Origin of the sequence: Mycobacterium sp. DL99, assembly GCF_004762045.1 — a bacterium.
Taxonomy (GTDB): domain Bacteria; phylum Actinomycetota; class Actinomycetes; order Mycobacteriales; family Mycobacteriaceae; genus Mycobacterium.
This window is the reverse complement of record NZ_SJOM01000007.1, coordinates 4,937,407-4,951,646: the sequence shown is the minus strand read 5'-3', so window position 1 is coordinate 4,951,646 and position 14,240 is coordinate 4,937,407. Positions and strand designations below refer to the sequence as shown.

The following is a 14,240-nucleotide window of genomic DNA, read 5'->3' as shown; positions in this document are numbered from 1 at the left end:
GCGGGCAGTGCCTCAGGGGCCGGCCCGGCCGCATGGGCCGGGTCGACACCCATCGGCAGGTGAGCGTCGCCGCCGGCACCCAGGGCGGGAACATGCTCGGGTGCGGCGACAGGCTGGGCCGCGAAGTGGTTGACCGCCGTCGCGACGTTGCGGGATTCAGCCGATTCCGATTTGTTGGCAGCGAAGGCCTGTGCGGCTGCCATCAACAGCTGCACAGCGCCACCCGGATCGGCCGCGGCCTGCTGGATGATCGGGCTGAGGCCTTCCACCGCGGACAGGCCGGGAGCCTGCACGTTGTCGATCGGCAACGGTGCGGCCGGCAACGGTGCGGCCGGCGCCGGGTCGGCGTTGGCTACTCCGGTGCCGAACAGCAACGCAGCCGACGTACCGACTGCGATGGCGCTGGCGAACAACATTTTCGGTGACTTGCGCGGTGACATGGCTTTCCCAATCGTTTCGGGCGGTCAGACCAGTTCGGGGATCAGGGCAGGCCGGCGGTGAGCAGCGGTGCCAGTGCTGCGACACCCGGGTTGGTGATGCCGGGAGCTGCAGCCGCGGGAGCCGCCAGGGCCGGAGCCGCTGCCGCTGCCGGGGCCAACGGGGCCGCCGCGGCGGTGACAGGCAGTGCCGTTTGAGCCGCGACCGGAGCCAGTGAGGCCAGGTCGCCCGGGATGTTCACCTTCTGGGGCAGCGGGATCGGCATCCCGGGCAGCTGCGGGATCGTCAGCTCGGCCGAGGGGATCAAGGATGCGGGGCCGGTGACCGGCGCCGTAGGCACCGTTGCGGCCGGCACGGCGGCCGGTGCGGTGGGCAAGCCCGGCACCAGAGATCCCAGGGGCGCATTGGCCGCTGCCGGTGTGACGGACGTGGGCATCTGGGGCAGGGTCACCGATGCGGTGGCACCCGGGGCGGGTGCCGGAGCGGCGGCGGGGGTGCCGGTCAACGCGGAGGTCACGCCTTGCAGCAGTTGCGGCGCGACGGCCGGCACGCCGGCGAGCTGGTTGACGATCGGCAGGTTCGGCGCGGGGACCGCCGGGGCCGGGGGCACCGGCTCGGCGTTCGCTGCGGCGCTGAGGGCCAACGCGACCGGGACTGCGCCGGCGGCCGCGATCATGCTGGTGGAAATTGCTCTCCAGGTGAAGATCATGGTTCTCCCAATCGGTTGCTTGAACGACTGAGCACGAAACTATCCAGTTACTGGTGTTACTCAAGTGACACGTGTGGCGGTTATTCAACCGTTACTGCAGCGGCTGAATTCGTTATCGCGCAGTGCCTCGGGCGTGATGCGCCGGGCGCGCACCGTAACCCCGGCGTGACAAACCGTCGGCGTGACGCGGCGGGCGGACGACGGCGGTGGACGGGTCGCTAAAGTCGTGTCCGTTAACACCGAACCGGCCACCCACGTCTCAGCAACCGCGCGGCTCTACTGTCTGGCGCCTGTGTTGCTGGTCCTCAGCATTGCGGCGCGCCTGGCCTGGACGTACCTCGTCCCGAACGGTGCCAACTTCGTCGACCTGCATGTCTACGTCGGTGGCGCCGCCACGCTCGACGGTCACGCAGGTGCGCTCTATGACTACGTCTACGCGGACCAGACGCCGGATTTCCCACTGCCTTTCACCTATCCGCCGTTCGCCGCGGTGGTGTTCTACCCATTGCACCTGCTGCCCTTCGGGCTGGTCGCGTTCTGCTGGCAGATCGGCATCATCGCCGCGCTGTACGGCGTGGTGCGGATCAGTCAGCTGTTGCTCGGCGGGTCGGCGCCCCGGCGTGTCGCGATGCTGTGGACCGCCGTCGGCATCTGGACCGAACCGCTGCGCAGCACGTTCGACTACGGCCAGGTCAATGTCGTCCTGGTGCTCGCGGTGCTCTACGCCGTCTACAGCAATCGTTGGTGGCTGTCCGGGCTGTTGGTGGGCCTGGCCGCCGGGGTGAAACTCACGCCCGCGGTGTCGGGCTTGTACTTCGTCGGCGCGCGCCGGTGGGCCACCGCGGTGTTCTCGGCGGTGGTGTTTTTCGGAACGGTCGCGGTCTCAGTGTTGGTGATCGGAGACGAGGCTCGCCGGTACTTCACCGAATTGCTCGGTGACGCAGACCGGATCGGGCCGATCGGGACGTCGTTCAACCAATCGTGGCGCGGCGGGATCTCGCGCATCCTCGGCCACGACGCCGGATACGGCCCGGCCGTGCTGCTCGGTATCGCGGTCACCGCGGTCCTCGCCGTGCTGGCGTGGCGGGCCATCGGCGGCAGCGCCGACAGGCTTGGCGCCATCGTGATCGTGAGCCTGTTCGGGTTGCTGCTTTCACCGATTTCGTGGACGCACCACTGGGTCTGGCTGATCCCGCTGATGATCTGGTTGCTGCACGGGCCATTGGCCGACCGGCTGGGCGCACGGATCCTGGGGTGGGGTTGGCTGGCGCTGACGCTGGTCGGGGTGCCGTGGCTGCTCAGTTTTGCCCAGCCGACGATCTGGGTGATCAGCCGGCCGTGGTACCTGGCCTGGGCCGGGCTGGTCTACATCGTCGCGACGCTCGCCACGCTGGCCTGGATCGCGACTAACCGGGCTGGTCGGCCAGAATCCGGTTGATCTCCTTGGCCAGCTGGATGTCCCTCTCGGTGATCCCGCCGGCGGCATGCGTCACCAGTGCGAATGTGACTGTGCGCCAGCGGATGTCGATGTCAGGATGATGGTCTTTTTCCTCGGCGAGGTCGGCCACGCGGCGTACCGCGTCGATGCCGTCGAGGAACGTCGGGAATTTGGTGGATCTGCGCAGGGCGCCCGCCGCGCGCTCCCAGCCCGGCAGATCGGGCAGTGCGGCGTCGACCTGATCGTTCGATAACACGGCCATATGCCCGACGGTATACCGTCGGGCGCGATGGATGAGCAGATCGTGGTGGCCGGTGCCCTGTTCTCGGAGGCCCGGCTGTTGGTCGCCCAACGGCAGCGGCCCCCGGAACTGGCCGGTCTGTGGGAGCTGCCGGGCGGCAAGGTGGCTCCCGGCGAGAGTGACGCCGACGCGCTGACCCGCGAACTGCGGGAGGAGCTGGGCGTCGAGGTGACCGTCGGTGCCCGTCTGGGTGTGGATGTCGCGCTGAAGGCGGGCATGACGCTGCGCGCCTACCGCGTCACGCTCACGTCGGGCAGTCCACAGCCACACGACCACCGGGCGCTGCGCTGGGTGACAGTCGAAGAACTCGACCAGCTGCCATGGGTGCCCGCCGACCGGGCCTGGCTCACGGACCTGGCCGAGGCGCTGACCTCACCGGCGATCAGATCACCCATTACGGATTAGGCGAATTCGACTATCCCGCAGGCCCGGCCGTCGCGGGTCAATCTGCTCAACTGGGACGGCAGGGGAGTGCCGTCGGGCATGTTCCCGGGTGAGCAGTGAGCAGGCTGAGGCGTCGCTCCCGCGACAACACGATGCAGGACCGCCTGGTGTGGCAGGCGGCGTCGCTGATGCTTGCCTACCCGGACGACGGCCATGCCGATCGTCTGCAGACCGCGGCGCGTCTGCTGGACCACGTCACCGGTGAGGCACGGGCGCTGCTTGGCGAAACCGTTGTACGGCTGAGCCTTCGACCCACCATGGAGCTGGCCCAGGAGTATGTCGAGACCTTCGACCTGCACAAGCGGTGCACCATGCTCCTGACCTACTGGACGTCGGGGGATACCCGAAACCGCGGTGCGGACATGGTCGAATTCACCCAGGCCTACCGTGCCGCAGGCGTTGAGATACCGAAAGGTGAAGCGCCCGACCATCTTCCGGTGGTGCTGGAATCCGCCGCCACAGTCGACCCGGATGCGGGGCGTCGGTTGCTCGCCAAGTACCGGGTGCCGATCGGTGTGGTGGCCCGAGCGTTGGCCGAGCGAAGGTCACCCTACGCACCCGTCGTCGCAGCGGTGGACGCAACCCTGCCGCCCCTGGCCTCCGTGGACGACGTGTCGCGGTTGATCATGGCCGGTCCGCCAGCTGAATCCGTGGGACTGCAGCCATTTCAGCTGACCGTTCCGCCCCGCCGGGTACAGGAGGGAGTCTGATGTCGGGCTGGGAGATCTTCTGGGATGTGGTGCCGTATGTGACGCTCGCGACGGTCGCCGTCGGCACCTGGTGGCGGTACCGCTACGACAAGTTCGGCTGGACCACGCGCTCGTCGCAACTCTACGAGTCGCGGCTGCTGCGCATCGGCAGCCCGATGTTTCACTTCGGCATGCTCGTGGTGTTCATCGGACATGTCATCGGCCTGTTCATCCCCGAATCGTGGATGGACCTCGTGATGAGCGACCACGTCTATCATCTGCAGGCGGTGATCCTCGGCGGGATCGCCGGCATCGCGGCGCTGGTCGGTATCGCGGCCCCGCGGCGACCTGATGGTCCCGGCGCCGGTGTACTTCCACGTCCACGTCATGATCGCGCTGGCGCTGTTCTGCCTGTGGCCGTTCACCCGGCTGGTGCACGTGTTCAGCGCACCGATCGGCTACCTGTTCCGGCCCTATGTGGTGTACCGCAGCCGGGATGTCGCCGAGAAGTCCGAGTTGGTCGGATCTCGGCCGCAGCGTCGGGGCTGGTGAGCACCGGCAAGCGCCTGAACAAGGGACCTTTGGCCCTCCCCTCCGAGGCGCGTCGGTCGGACGATGGTTCTATGGAGCAGTTGACCGCATTGGACGCGGGGTTCCTCGAAGCCGAGGACTCCGACCGCCACGCGAGCTTGGCGATCGGGGCGATCGCCGTGCTCGACGGGCCGATGCCCAGCCCCGAGACTGTCGTGGCCGGCCTGGCCGAACGCGCGGTGACCGTGCCGCGCCTGCATCAGCTGCTGCACACCCAGCCACTCGACCTCGGCGCGCCGCAATGGGTGGAAGACACCAACTTCGACGCTTCCCACCACATTCACCATGCCGCGCTGCCACTGCCCGGAGACGATACGGTGTTGTACCGGTGGGCCGCCGACATCATGGAACGCCGCCTGGACCGGGACCGTCCGTTGTGGGAGTGCTGGATCGTCGACGGGCTCGAAGGCAACCGGTGGGCCATCCTGCTGAAGGTCCACCACTGCATCGTCGACGGGATCGCCGCGACACGGCTGTTGAGTCGGCTCTGTGACGGCGGCGACGTGGTCGGCAAGGGTGTTGTTCGTCAAACTGTCAGGGGGACAGCTGCTTTCAGCCCGGCCGACTGGTTCGGTGAAGCATGGCGCATCTCTACCGGGCTACCCGTCGCCGCAATGCAGGCCGTCCGCGGAGCCCTCGACATCGTCACCGGGCTGCTGCGTCCGGCGGCTGCCAGCTCGTTGACCGGGCCCGTGACGAGCATGAGGCGTTACGCGGCAGGTGAGGTGTCACTGGACGACGTCGACACGGTGTCCCGGGAGTTCGGTGTGACGGTCAATGATGTTGCCCTGGCAGCGATCACCGACAGCTTCCGTAACACGCTGATCCGCCGGGGCGAGAAGCCGAGGAAGGACGCGCTGCGCACGTTGGTGCCGGTGTCGGTGCGCTCCGACGATGCGCATGACCGTACGGACAATCGCGTTTCCGTGATGCTGCCGTACCTTCCCGTCGACAAGGCCGATCCCGTGCATCAGCTACGCGCCGTGCATTCCAGGCTCTCGAGAGCGAAGGCCAGCGGCCAGCGCGAAGCGGGCAACATCCTGGTGTCGGCTGCCAACGCGATTCCGTTCCCGCTCACCGCGTGGACCGTGCGGGCACTGACCCGGTTGCCGCAACGCGGCGTCGTCACCGTCGCCACGAATGTGCCCGGGCCGCGGAAGCGGTTGCGCGTCATGGGCTGCGAAGTCGTCAGGTTGCTGCCGATTCCGCCGATTGCGATGCAGCTGCGGACCGGTATCGCCATCATGAGTTATACCGACCGCCTGGTCTTCGGCGTCATCGGCGACTACGACTCGACGCCCGACGTCGACGAACTGGCGAAAGGCATCGAGCGTGCCGTTGCCCGTCTGGTCGACATCAGCGTCGGCCACTGGCGCTCCACCCCGGTGGGAACTCTGCAACTTGTACAGGGAGGTTGATCGATGAAGGGACAAGAACTCGGCGTTCTCACCCGCAGGCAGTGCCTGGATCTGCTGGAGCGGGTGCGCGTCGGACGACTGGTGTTCACCGAGGACGCGTTGCCCGCCGTGCAGCCGGTCAACTTCCGGGTGTGGCACGACGACGTGGTGATCCGGGTGGCCGGCGGGCCCAAGCTGACCGCGGCCATCGAGCACCAGGTGGTGGCGTTCCAGGCCGATGAGCTTGACGCCGACCTACGGACGGGCTGGAGCGTGACGATCGTCGGGCATGCCGAGCCGATCACCGACGTGGACGAACAGGTGGAGGTCGCCGGAACGTTCGTGCAGCCGTGGGCCGAGGGGCGGCGCGATCACTTCGTGCGGATACGCGCCGAGAAGGTCACCGGGCGCGAGCTCCGGGACCACGCGATGCCGCACTACGGGATGGGCTAGTACCGCAACCTGTCGTCGACGACCCGCACGGCGTGGCCCGGGTGCTGCGTCGCGTACAGCGGGTGCAGCAGCATCGGGTGGCGGCAGTGCGCGCAGGAGGCCTGCGGCTGGTTCGCCGACGCGAAGGTCAGGTGGTGGCATTCGCTGCACCGGACCATGTAGCAGGCGCCGATCCAGTTGGCCATGCCCACGTAGATCGCCACCGTGGTTCCCGCGGCGAGCACCATGATCAAAGCGACCGTGAGCGCTTCGTAAACCGTCATCCCGGCACCTCCAAGCACGCCTATCGCAACGTGACGGATACCTAAAACGGTACTCGCGAACGCTAGGTTTTCCTGGCCCGTTTGAAGACCTTGTCCAGTTCTTTACCGCGCAACCCGTTGTGTTCAGCCTTGCGGACCTTGTGCAGAACCAGGGGACAGCGTTTGCAGCGAGGCTTGCTCTTACAGCACTTTTTCTTGGGCTTCAGGCCGGCGATTTTTGCGGACTTCAACGTGACGGGGCTCTCTCGTTTTCGTGATCGACCGGCCAGCCTGCGAGAATGTCGGGGTGGATTCACGCCCGAGCTTTCGCAATGTCGCCATCGTCGCCCACGTCGACCACGGCAAGACGACCCTAGTCGACGCGATGCTGCGACAGTCCGGTGCCTTGACGCACCGCGGCGACGACGCGGTCGAGCGCCTGATGGACTCCGGTGACCTTGAGAAGGAAAAGGGCATCACCATCCTGGCCAAGAACACCGCGGTGCACCGGCACCACGCCGACGGCACCATGACGGTGATCAATGTCATCGACACCCCTGGTCACGCCGATTTCGGCGGTGAGGTGGAGCGCGGCCTGTCCATGGTGGACGGCGTTGTTCTGCTGGTGGACGCCTCGGAAGGCCCGTTGCCGCAGACCCGGTTCGTGCTGCGCAAGGCCCTGTCCGCACACCTTCCGGTGATCCTGGTGGTCAACAAGACCGACCGGCCCGATGCGCGTATCGCCGAGGTGGTCGAGGAAAGCCACGACCTGCTGCTCGACGTGGCCTCCGATCTTGACGACGAGGCCCAGGCCGCCGCCGAGAAGGCGCTGGACCTGCCCACGCTGTACGCGTCGGGCCGTGCCGGCATCGCCTCGACGACGCAGCCCGCCAACGGCGAGAACCCCGACGGGGAGAACCTGGACCCGCTGTTCGACGTGCTGATGGAGCACATCCCGGCACCGTCCGGCGACCCCGAAGCGCCGCTGCAGGCGCTCGTCACCAACCTCGACGCCTCGGCCTTCCTGGGCCGCCTCGCGCTGATCCGCATCTACAACGGCCGGATCAAGAAGGGCCAGCAGGTGGCCTGGATGCGTGAGGTCGACGGCTCGCCGGTGATCACCAGCGCCAAGATCACCGAGTTGCTGGCCACCGAGGGCGTGGACCGCACTCCGACTGAAGAGGCTGTCGCCGGCGACATCGTCGCCGTCGCGGGCATAACCGAGATCATGATCGGCGACACCCTGGCCGACCCCGACAACTCGCACGCCCTGCCGCGCATCACCGTCGATGAGCCCGCCATCTCGGTCACGATCGGCACCAACACCTCGCCGCTGGCCGGCCGGGTGTCGGGGCACAAGCTGACCGCCCGGATGGTCAAGAACCGTCTTGATTCCGAACTCGTCGGCAACGTGTCGGTGCGAGTCGTCGACATCGGCCGCCCCGACGCCTGGGAGGTGCAGGGCCGTGGTGAGCTGGCCCTGGCCATCCTCGTCGAGCAGATGCGCCGCGAAGGCTTCGAACTGACCGTCGGCAAGCCCCAGGTGGTCACGAAGAACATCGACGGCAAGCTGCACGAACCGTTCGAGGAGCTGACCATCGATTGCCCGGAGGAGTTCGTCGGCTCGATCACCCAGCTGATGGCCAACCGCAAGGGCCGCATGGAGCAGATGGCCAACCACGCCGCCGGCTGGGTGCGGATGGACTTCGTGGTGCCCAGCCGCGGGCTGATCGGTTTCCGCACCGACTTCCTCACCGAGACCCGCGGCACCGGCATCGCCAACGCGGTGTTCGAGGGCTACCGGCCGTGGGCCGGGGAAATCCGGGCGCGGCATACCGGATCTCTGGTGAGCGACCGGTCCGGCTCCGTCACCCCGTTCGCGATGATCCAGCTCGCCGACCGCGGACAGTTCTTCGTCGAGCCGGGCGAGGACACCTACGAGGGCCAGGTGGTCGGGATCAACCCGCGTGCCGAGGATCTCGACATCAACATCACCCGTGAGAAGAAGCTGACGAACATGCGGTCGTCGACCGCTGATGTCATGGAGACGCTGGCGCGGCCACTGGACCTGACCCTGGAGCAGGCCATGGAGTTCTGCGCGGAGGATGAATGCGTCGAGGTGACGCCCGAGATCGTGCGGGTGCGCAAGGTGGAGCTGACGGCGTCGCTGCGGGCGCGTGCGAAGGCTCGGGCCAAAGCGCGCGGATAGTTTTGCGCTCTCCTGGGCGCCGAGTCTGCGTGCACGGCGCCGACTCTGCGCTCAGATCGTGAAATCCGCCGCGATCGCGATCTGATCGCAGTCTCGATGCCCTTGGCGCAGAGTCGATGACGGCAATAGCTTGGCGGCGCTATCCGATGCCGGCCGTCACACAGGGCCGTAGTGCATTGACCAACGGTGCCTCCGTGACGAGATGTGACGTCGGTCACTCCGGCCGACGGGCAGACGTTGTCTGAGAATCGCCTGAAATGGATGCAAAATGCTGCACGCCCGTCAATTTCTGAGAATTTGCCCAACGGTGACTCTGATATGGCCTGTTACTTACCCCAAAGTGGGCCATCATTGCGGTGTTTTCGGCGTGAAAGACTTGTATCCATCTGTTCGTTTTGGGTAGCTGAAGAGCCGCCGGCGCCGCAGTGCAGATGCGCAGCGGTGGCGGGCTGGGAGGGTCGATACCCTGAGTAGCGTGCCGACACCCCTCCGCTGCGCCCAGTTGACGATCGGGGCGCTCATATCGGTGCCGGCGCTCCTGTTCAGTGGCTGCACTGTGAGCCCGCCGCCGGCCCCGCAGAGCACCGAGACGACCGAGACGACGCCGCCGCCCCCGATGAAGGCGACGCAGATCATCATGGCCATCGATTCGATCGGCCCGGGGTTCAACCCGCATCTGCTGTCGGACCAGTCGCCAGTGAACGCGGCAGTCTCGGCGATGGTGCTGCCGAGTTCGTTCCGCCCGGTGCCCGATCCCAAGTCGCCGACGGGGTCGCGCTGGGAGCTCGATCCGACCCTGCTCGAATCGGCCGAGGTGACCAGTGAGAACCCCTTCACGGTCACCTACAAGATTCGTCCAGAGGCGCAGTGGACGGACAACGCACCGATTGCCGCCGACGACTACTGGTATTTGTGGCGCCAAATGGTCAGCCAGCCAGGCGTTGTCGACCCGGCCGGTTATGACCTGATCACGGGTGTGCAGTCGGTCGAGGGTGGCAAGCAGGCGGTCGTGACGTTCTCGCAGCCCTATCCGGCATGGCGGGAGCTGTTCAACGACATCCTCCCGGCCCATATCGTCAAGGACATTCCCGGTGGTTTCGGCGCCGGCCTGGCCCGGGCGATGCCGGTTACCGGCGGTCAGTTCCGGGTGGAGAGCATTGACCCGCAACGTGATGAGATCCTGCTGGCCCGCAACGACCGATACTGGAGCGTGCCGGCCAAGCCTGATCTGGTGCTGTTCCGCCGGGGTGGCGCTCCGGCCGCGCTCGCCGACTCCATCCGCAACGGCGACACCCAGGTGGCCCAGGTGCACGGTGGCGCAGCCACTTTCGCACAGCTGAGTGCGATCCCCGATGTCCGCACCGCCAGGATCGTCACGCCGCGGGTGATGCAGTTGACCCTGCGTGGGCAGCAGCCCACCCTCGCGGAAGCGCAGGTGCGCAAGGCGATCCTGGGCCTTATCGATGTCGACCTGCTCGCGTCGGTGGGTGCGGGCGACGACAACACCGTGACTCTGGCGCAGGCCCAGGTGCGCTCTCCGTCGGATCCCGGTTACGTACCGACGGCGCCCCCGGCAATGTCGCGGGAAGCCGCGCTGGATCTGTTGCGCGGTGCGGGCTATCAGATCGAACCGGTCGCTGAGCCGCCCGCCCCGGGCGCTCCGCCGGCACCCGACAACGGCAGGCAGCGCATCACCAAGGACGGCGCCGCGTTGTCTTTGGTGCTCGGTGTGGCATCGAACGATCCGACATCGATCGCGGTGGCCAACACCGCGGCCGATCAATTACGCAATGTCGGCATCGATGCCTCGGTGCTGGCCCTGGATCCTGTTGCGCTCTACGGCGATGCGTTGACGAACAATCGCGTCGACGCCGTCGTCGGCTGGCATCAGGCCGGGGGAGACCTGGCCACCAGCCTTGCCTCGCGCTACGGCTGCCGCGCTCTGGAAGCAACCGCCGTTTCGACAGCGGTTCCCGGCGTCGCTCCGTCGTCGTCGCCGAAGCCGACCACGAGCGCCACACCCGCGCCGACCGCCACGCCGACGTCGACCCAGCCGATCCCGGCTCCTGACCCGGGTGAGCTGGTGCAGGCGCCCAGCAATATCACCGGCATCTGTGACCACACCATCCAGCCGAAAATCGATGGGGCACTGGATGGCTCGCAGAACATCGCCGAGGTGATCCAGGCAGTCGAGCCTCGGCTGTGGAGTATGTCGACCGTCCTTCCGATCCTGCAGGACACGACGATCGTCGCCGCCGGACCGAGCGTACAGAACGTCAGTCTGACCGGTGCCGTGCCCGTCGGCATCGTCGGCGACGCGGGCAGCTGGACCAAGGGGCGCTAGAAGCCGCAGGCCCCCTCCATCGCGTTGATGAAGGGGGCCTGGCGGTGACGCTGGGTGTTAGTTGTCGGCGGAGTTCTTGGCGGAGTCCTTGGAGGCTTCCGCCTTCTTCTCCGCGGTCTTCTGCGCTCCGGGCTTGTCCTTCTTCAGGCCGTCGGTCAGCTTCTTGACGGCTGACTTGACCTGGTTGCGGACTGCGTTGGCGGAGTCCGCCTTGACCTGTCCCTTGGCGGCCTTGGGCGATGCCTTCGGCGAAGCGTCGGTCGACGGCTTGGCGGCCGCCGGGGTGGTGTCCTCGCTGTCGGCCGAAGCCCCGTCGGTGTCAGCCGCAGGGGTGGTCTCCGGCGACGTGGCCGCGTCCGTGGTCGCAGGCTCGGGCGTTGTCGAATTGGATTGCGACGCAGCAGGTGTCGCGCTGATTTCCTTGGCCGGGGCGACATCGAGCGTCACAGTCTTGGCTGCGGGGGCCAGCGTCGAATTCAACGAGACCGCCTCCGACGTAGCGCCGAGCCCAGGCAGGCCGCCGAGGAGGTTGTCGCGGTCCGCGCCGGGGGTGGCCAGCGAGTCGGCGATCTGGGAGAGCGTGCTCAGCAACGTCGAGATGGTTCCGCCAGGAATGAAGCCTTGCGCGGCGCTCAGTATGCCGGCCGTGAACGTGGGCGGCATGCCGTCGCCGTTTTCGATCGAGAACCCGTTGAGCAAGGCGCCGGTGAGTGTGGCGGGGGAATTCACCAGCGTGGCGACGAAATCGGCCACATCGCCGCTGTTCGTGGCGTCGGCCAGGTTCTCGAGGACGTATCCGCCGGCCGCGGCGGTCGCCATCAGCGGGGAGAGGACTCCGTTCAACAGCAGGGCCGGTGCGCCTTCGGGGAGCAGCTTCACCATGTTCGCCAGATTTGCGAACGGTTGGGCGATCACTGACCAGGCGCCGGGCAGCCATTGATTCCCCACGAAGGAGAGCAGCGGGAGACCCAGCATAAGGGGGCTCGATATCAGGGCGGCGAAGCCCATTTGGAGATTCCCGGCAGCGATCAGATCGGTGGCAGCCTTCACGGCCGCTTGGAAGCTCATGAAACTCTCGGGGTCGAGGGCTGTGGTCATACCCTCGATGAGCTTCTGCGTTGACTCGCTCAAGACATTCGCACTGTGCAGCTGGTTGGCGATGATCTGGCGCAGGACGGGGGCGGGGTCCGCTGCCACCTGCCCGCCGAGACCGCCCAGGTTCTGGAAGGCTGCTCCGATGACGTCGGCCCACAGCTCCAGGGGATTGGCGGCGGCGGTGAGGTTCACGGCGGCGGACGAGACGTCAATCGCTGGAAGGTGAACGTCCGGTACCGGCGGCGCCAGTGGGCTGACTGCGATGGCGCCGGCACCTACAAGTGCCACCCCTGCGGCTAGATACGACCGAGAAGCGAGTTGCATTGGAATTCCTTACGGGACTAGGTCAACTGCGAAATAAGGGGTTACGTTGACGAGGTTCGCCCGTCATCGGACTGCCGCCGCCGCGTCGTTCTGCCGCGCGCTGAGCGATTGGGTGGAGCGGGAGGCCCCCTCCACCGATCTGGTGGAGGGGGCCTGCCGGTGGTGCTGGGGGTTAGCCCTTGTCGGAGCCCTTGGCGGAGTCGTTGGAGGATTCCGCCTTCTTCTCCGCACCCTTTTGGGGGCCGGTCTTGTCCTTCTTCAGGCCGTCGGTCAGCTTCTTGACGGCCGACTTGACCTGGCTGCGGACTGCGTTGGCGGAGTTCTCCTTGGCTTGTCCCTTGGCAGCCTTCGGCGACGCCTTCGTCAGCTTGGTGACAGGCTTCGTGTCGGCTCCGGCGTCTGAAGCATCCGAAGCATCCGAAGCATCCGAAGCATTCGAAGCATCGGCTGCCGGAGCCGCGGCAGAGTCGGCTTCGGTACCAGAAGCGTTGTCGGCGTTGGAAACTGGAGCCGACTGGGGCTTCTCGGCCTGCAGCGTCGAGACCTCGACCGTCGCGGGGGCCGGGGCGGCCAGCGCCTTGGCGGTAATCACGTCGGTCGGAGGGGTGAACGGCTTGGGCTTGATCTGCTTGAGGGCGTCGACGAAGCTGTCCTCGATGTAGTTGCCCATGCTGATCGTCGCGTCGATTTGGAAGACCATGCTCGTGGCGAGGTCGGAGATGCCGTGCTGTACGGCATTCACCACATTGATCGGATCGCCGGAAACTGCTGCGTTGATTACGTTCTGGGCTCCGACGAGGACCTGCTTCACCAAGGGCAGCGGTTGTCCGGGAATGTCGAATCCGATACCGACTGTGGCAGAAGCCAGCCCGATGATCACGCCGAGTGAGGCATTGGCGGCAGCATCGATGAGCGGTTGTGGAACGTTGAATACGTGCCCGATGGCGTTGATCTCGGGGCTCATCGCGTTGAGGAAGATATCGACGACAGGCTGCATCCCCGGCAGCACCAACGCATCGATGGCGCCGCTGGGATTGCCGGCGGCGAACTGTGCCCCGGCGGCCTGCAGTGCCGCGGGCAGTCCGGCGGCCAGATCGCCGAGCGCCTTGCCGAGCGCGGTCACCGCGGCTGCGCTGGTTTCCCCGAGCGCGGCCAGGTTGGGGCCGAACTCTTGGGCGTTGACGACTATGTCCGCGAGTGTCTGCGCGATGAGCCAAACCGGGGGCGTGGTCATGAACGCCTGGTAACCGGCGACCGCGTTGTCGACGAGTTGCCGGGGGATCGGCGCCGGATTGGTGGTCTGGCGTTCGATGATGTTGTTGATCAACGTCTGCGTCGCGGTCGCCACGGGCTCGAAGACGGTCACCGGGTTGTCGATGGCAGCCGTCAGCGCGTACGGCATATGAACCTGCGGGACGGGCGGAGCCGTGGGGCTGACTGCGATGGCGCTGGCGCCAACGAGTGCCACCCCCGCGGCCAGGTACGACCGAGCAGCGAGTTGCATTGAGTCTCCTTACGGGAGCGTAACTAAGGTCGGCGCAGAAGTTACCCCATAGTAAGTTCGGT

General features: G+C 66.7%; 12 protein-coding genes and 2 pseudogenes. 8 read left to right on the top strand and 6 right to left on the bottom strand.

Annotated elements, in window-relative coordinates:
* Together EYZ64_RS24110 and EYZ64_RS24105 are read right to left on the bottom strand one after the other, a co-directional pair.
* Positions 1-440: pseudogene (locus tag EYZ64_RS24110) on the bottom strand (Rv1157c family protein); the annotation flags it as partial.
* A gap of 41 nt (positions 441-481) precedes the next feature.
* Positions 482-1,114, bottom strand: a complete 633-nt coding sequence (locus EYZ64_RS24105; RefSeq protein ID WP_353653691.1) for a hypothetical protein — start codon at positions 1,112-1,114, stop codon at positions 482-484.
* Positions 1,115-1,373: 259 nt separating this feature from the next.
* Here EYZ64_RS24105 and EYZ64_RS24100 point away from each other — a divergent pair, with 259 nt between their 5' ends.
* Positions 1,374-2,585: a mannosyltransferase gene (locus EYZ64_RS24100; RefSeq protein WP_286175112.1), complete on the top strand. Its 1,212-nt coding sequence runs from the start codon at positions 1,374-1,376 to the stop codon at positions 2,583-2,585.
* Here EYZ64_RS24100 and EYZ64_RS24095 read toward each other — a convergent pair.
* Positions 2,554-2,847, bottom strand: a complete 294-nt coding sequence (locus EYZ64_RS24095) for a 4a-hydroxytetrahydrobiopterin dehydratase (RefSeq protein WP_135457382.1) — start codon at positions 2,845-2,847, stop codon at positions 2,554-2,556. The genes EYZ64_RS24100 and EYZ64_RS24095 overlap by 32 nt on opposite strands.
* Positions 2,848-2,874: 27 nt before the next feature.
* On the opposite strand from EYZ64_RS24095, the gene EYZ64_RS24090 reads away from it, so the two are divergent.
* The 5 genes and pseudogenes from EYZ64_RS24090 to EYZ64_RS24070 all read left to right on the top strand — a co-directional run bounded on the left by EYZ64_RS24090 (position 2,875) and on the right by EYZ64_RS24070 (position 6,460).
* Positions 2,875-3,291 (top strand): (deoxy)nucleoside triphosphate pyrophosphohydrolase, encoded by a 417-nt coding sequence (locus EYZ64_RS24090; protein WP_135457380.1) that lies wholly within the window; start codon positions 2,875-2,877, stop codon positions 3,289-3,291.
* A gap of 131 nt (positions 3,292-3,422) precedes the next feature.
* Positions 3,423-4,040 (top strand): nitrate reductase molybdenum cofactor assembly chaperone, encoded by a 618-nt coding sequence (narJ, locus tag EYZ64_RS24085; RefSeq protein WP_135460217.1) that lies wholly within the window; start codon positions 3,423-3,425, stop codon positions 4,038-4,040.
* A pseudogene (locus tag EYZ64_RS24080) lies at positions 4,040-4,571 on the top strand (respiratory nitrate reductase subunit gamma). Before narJ ends, EYZ64_RS24080 begins: the two are co-directional and overlap by 1 nt.
* A gap of 71 nt (positions 4,572-4,642) precedes the next feature.
* Positions 4,643-6,028, top strand: a complete 1,386-nt coding sequence (locus EYZ64_RS24075) for a WS/DGAT/MGAT family O-acyltransferase (protein WP_135457378.1) — start codon at positions 4,643-4,645, stop codon at positions 6,026-6,028.
* A gap of 3 nt (positions 6,029-6,031) precedes the next feature.
* Complete coding sequence (locus EYZ64_RS24070) at positions 6,032-6,460, top strand: pyridoxamine 5'-phosphate oxidase family protein (protein WP_135457376.1); 429 nt, start codon at positions 6,032-6,034, stop codon at positions 6,458-6,460.
* Here the strand turns inward: EYZ64_RS24070 and EYZ64_RS24065 are convergent.
* Entirely contained in the window at positions 6,457-6,723 is a 267-nt protein-coding gene (locus EYZ64_RS24065) for a hypothetical protein (RefSeq protein WP_135457375.1), read from the bottom strand. The genes EYZ64_RS24070 and EYZ64_RS24065 overlap by 4 nt on opposite strands.
* 286 nt (positions 6,724-7,009) lie before the next feature.
* On the opposite strand from EYZ64_RS24065, the gene typA reads away from it, so the two are divergent.
* Both typA and EYZ64_RS24050 read left to right on the top strand, forming a co-directional pair.
* Positions 7,010-8,911: a translational GTPase TypA gene (gene typA, locus EYZ64_RS24055; protein ID WP_135457371.1), complete on the top strand. Its 1,902-nt coding sequence runs from the start codon at positions 7,010-7,012 to the stop codon at positions 8,909-8,911.
* A gap of 466 nt (positions 8,912-9,377) precedes the next feature.
* A complete protein-coding gene (locus EYZ64_RS24050; protein WP_450070159.1) occupies positions 9,378-11,255 on the top strand; it encodes an ABC transporter family substrate-binding protein in 1,878 nt (625 codons plus the stop codon).
* Positions 11,256-11,312: 57 nt separating this feature from the next.
* On the opposite strand, the gene EYZ64_RS24045 is transcribed toward EYZ64_RS24050, so the two are convergent.
* On the bottom strand, positions 11,313-12,674 hold the full coding sequence (locus EYZ64_RS24045) for a hypothetical protein (RefSeq protein WP_135457367.1): 1,362 nt from the start codon (positions 12,672-12,674) through the stop codon (positions 11,313-11,315).
* 172 nt (positions 12,675-12,846) lie between these two features.
* Positions 12,847-14,178, bottom strand: coding sequence for a hypothetical protein (locus EYZ64_RS24040; protein ID WP_135457365.1), 1,332 nt, complete (start codon positions 14,176-14,178; stop codon positions 12,847-12,849).
* Positions 14,179-14,240 lie beyond the last annotated feature (62 nt).

Coding starts and splice junctions, on each gene's coding strand:
- EYZ64_RS24075 (WP_135457378.1), top strand. CDS start 4,643: ATGGAGCAGTTGACCGCATTGGACGCGGGGTTCCTCGAAGCCGAGGAC.
- EYZ64_RS24065 (WP_135457375.1), bottom strand. CDS start 6,723: ATGACGGTTTACGAAGCGCTCACGGTCGCTTTGATCATGGTGCTCGCC.
- EYZ64_RS24045 (WP_135457367.1), bottom strand. CDS start 12,674: ATGCAACTCGCTTCTCGGTCGTATCTAGCCGCAGGGGTGGCACTTGTA.
- EYZ64_RS24040 (WP_135457365.1), bottom strand. CDS start 14,178: ATGCAACTCGCTGCTCGGTCGTACCTGGCCGCGGGGGTGGCACTCGTT.
- narJ (WP_135460217.1), top strand. CDS start 3,423: ATGCAGGACCGCCTGGTGTGGCAGGCGGCGTCGCTGATGCTTGCCTAC.
- EYZ64_RS24090 (WP_135457380.1), top strand. CDS start 2,875: ATGGATGAGCAGATCGTGGTGGCCGGTGCCCTGTTCTCGGAGGCCCGG.
- EYZ64_RS24070 (WP_135457376.1), top strand. CDS start 6,032: ATGAAGGGACAAGAACTCGGCGTTCTCACCCGCAGGCAGTGCCTGGAT.
- EYZ64_RS24095 (WP_135457382.1), bottom strand. CDS start 2,847: ATGGCCGTGTTATCGAACGATCAGGTCGACGCCGCACTGCCCGATCTG.
- EYZ64_RS24105 (WP_353653691.1), bottom strand. CDS start 1,114: ATGATCGCGGCCGCCGGCGCAGTCCCGGTCGCGTTGGCCCTCAGCGCC.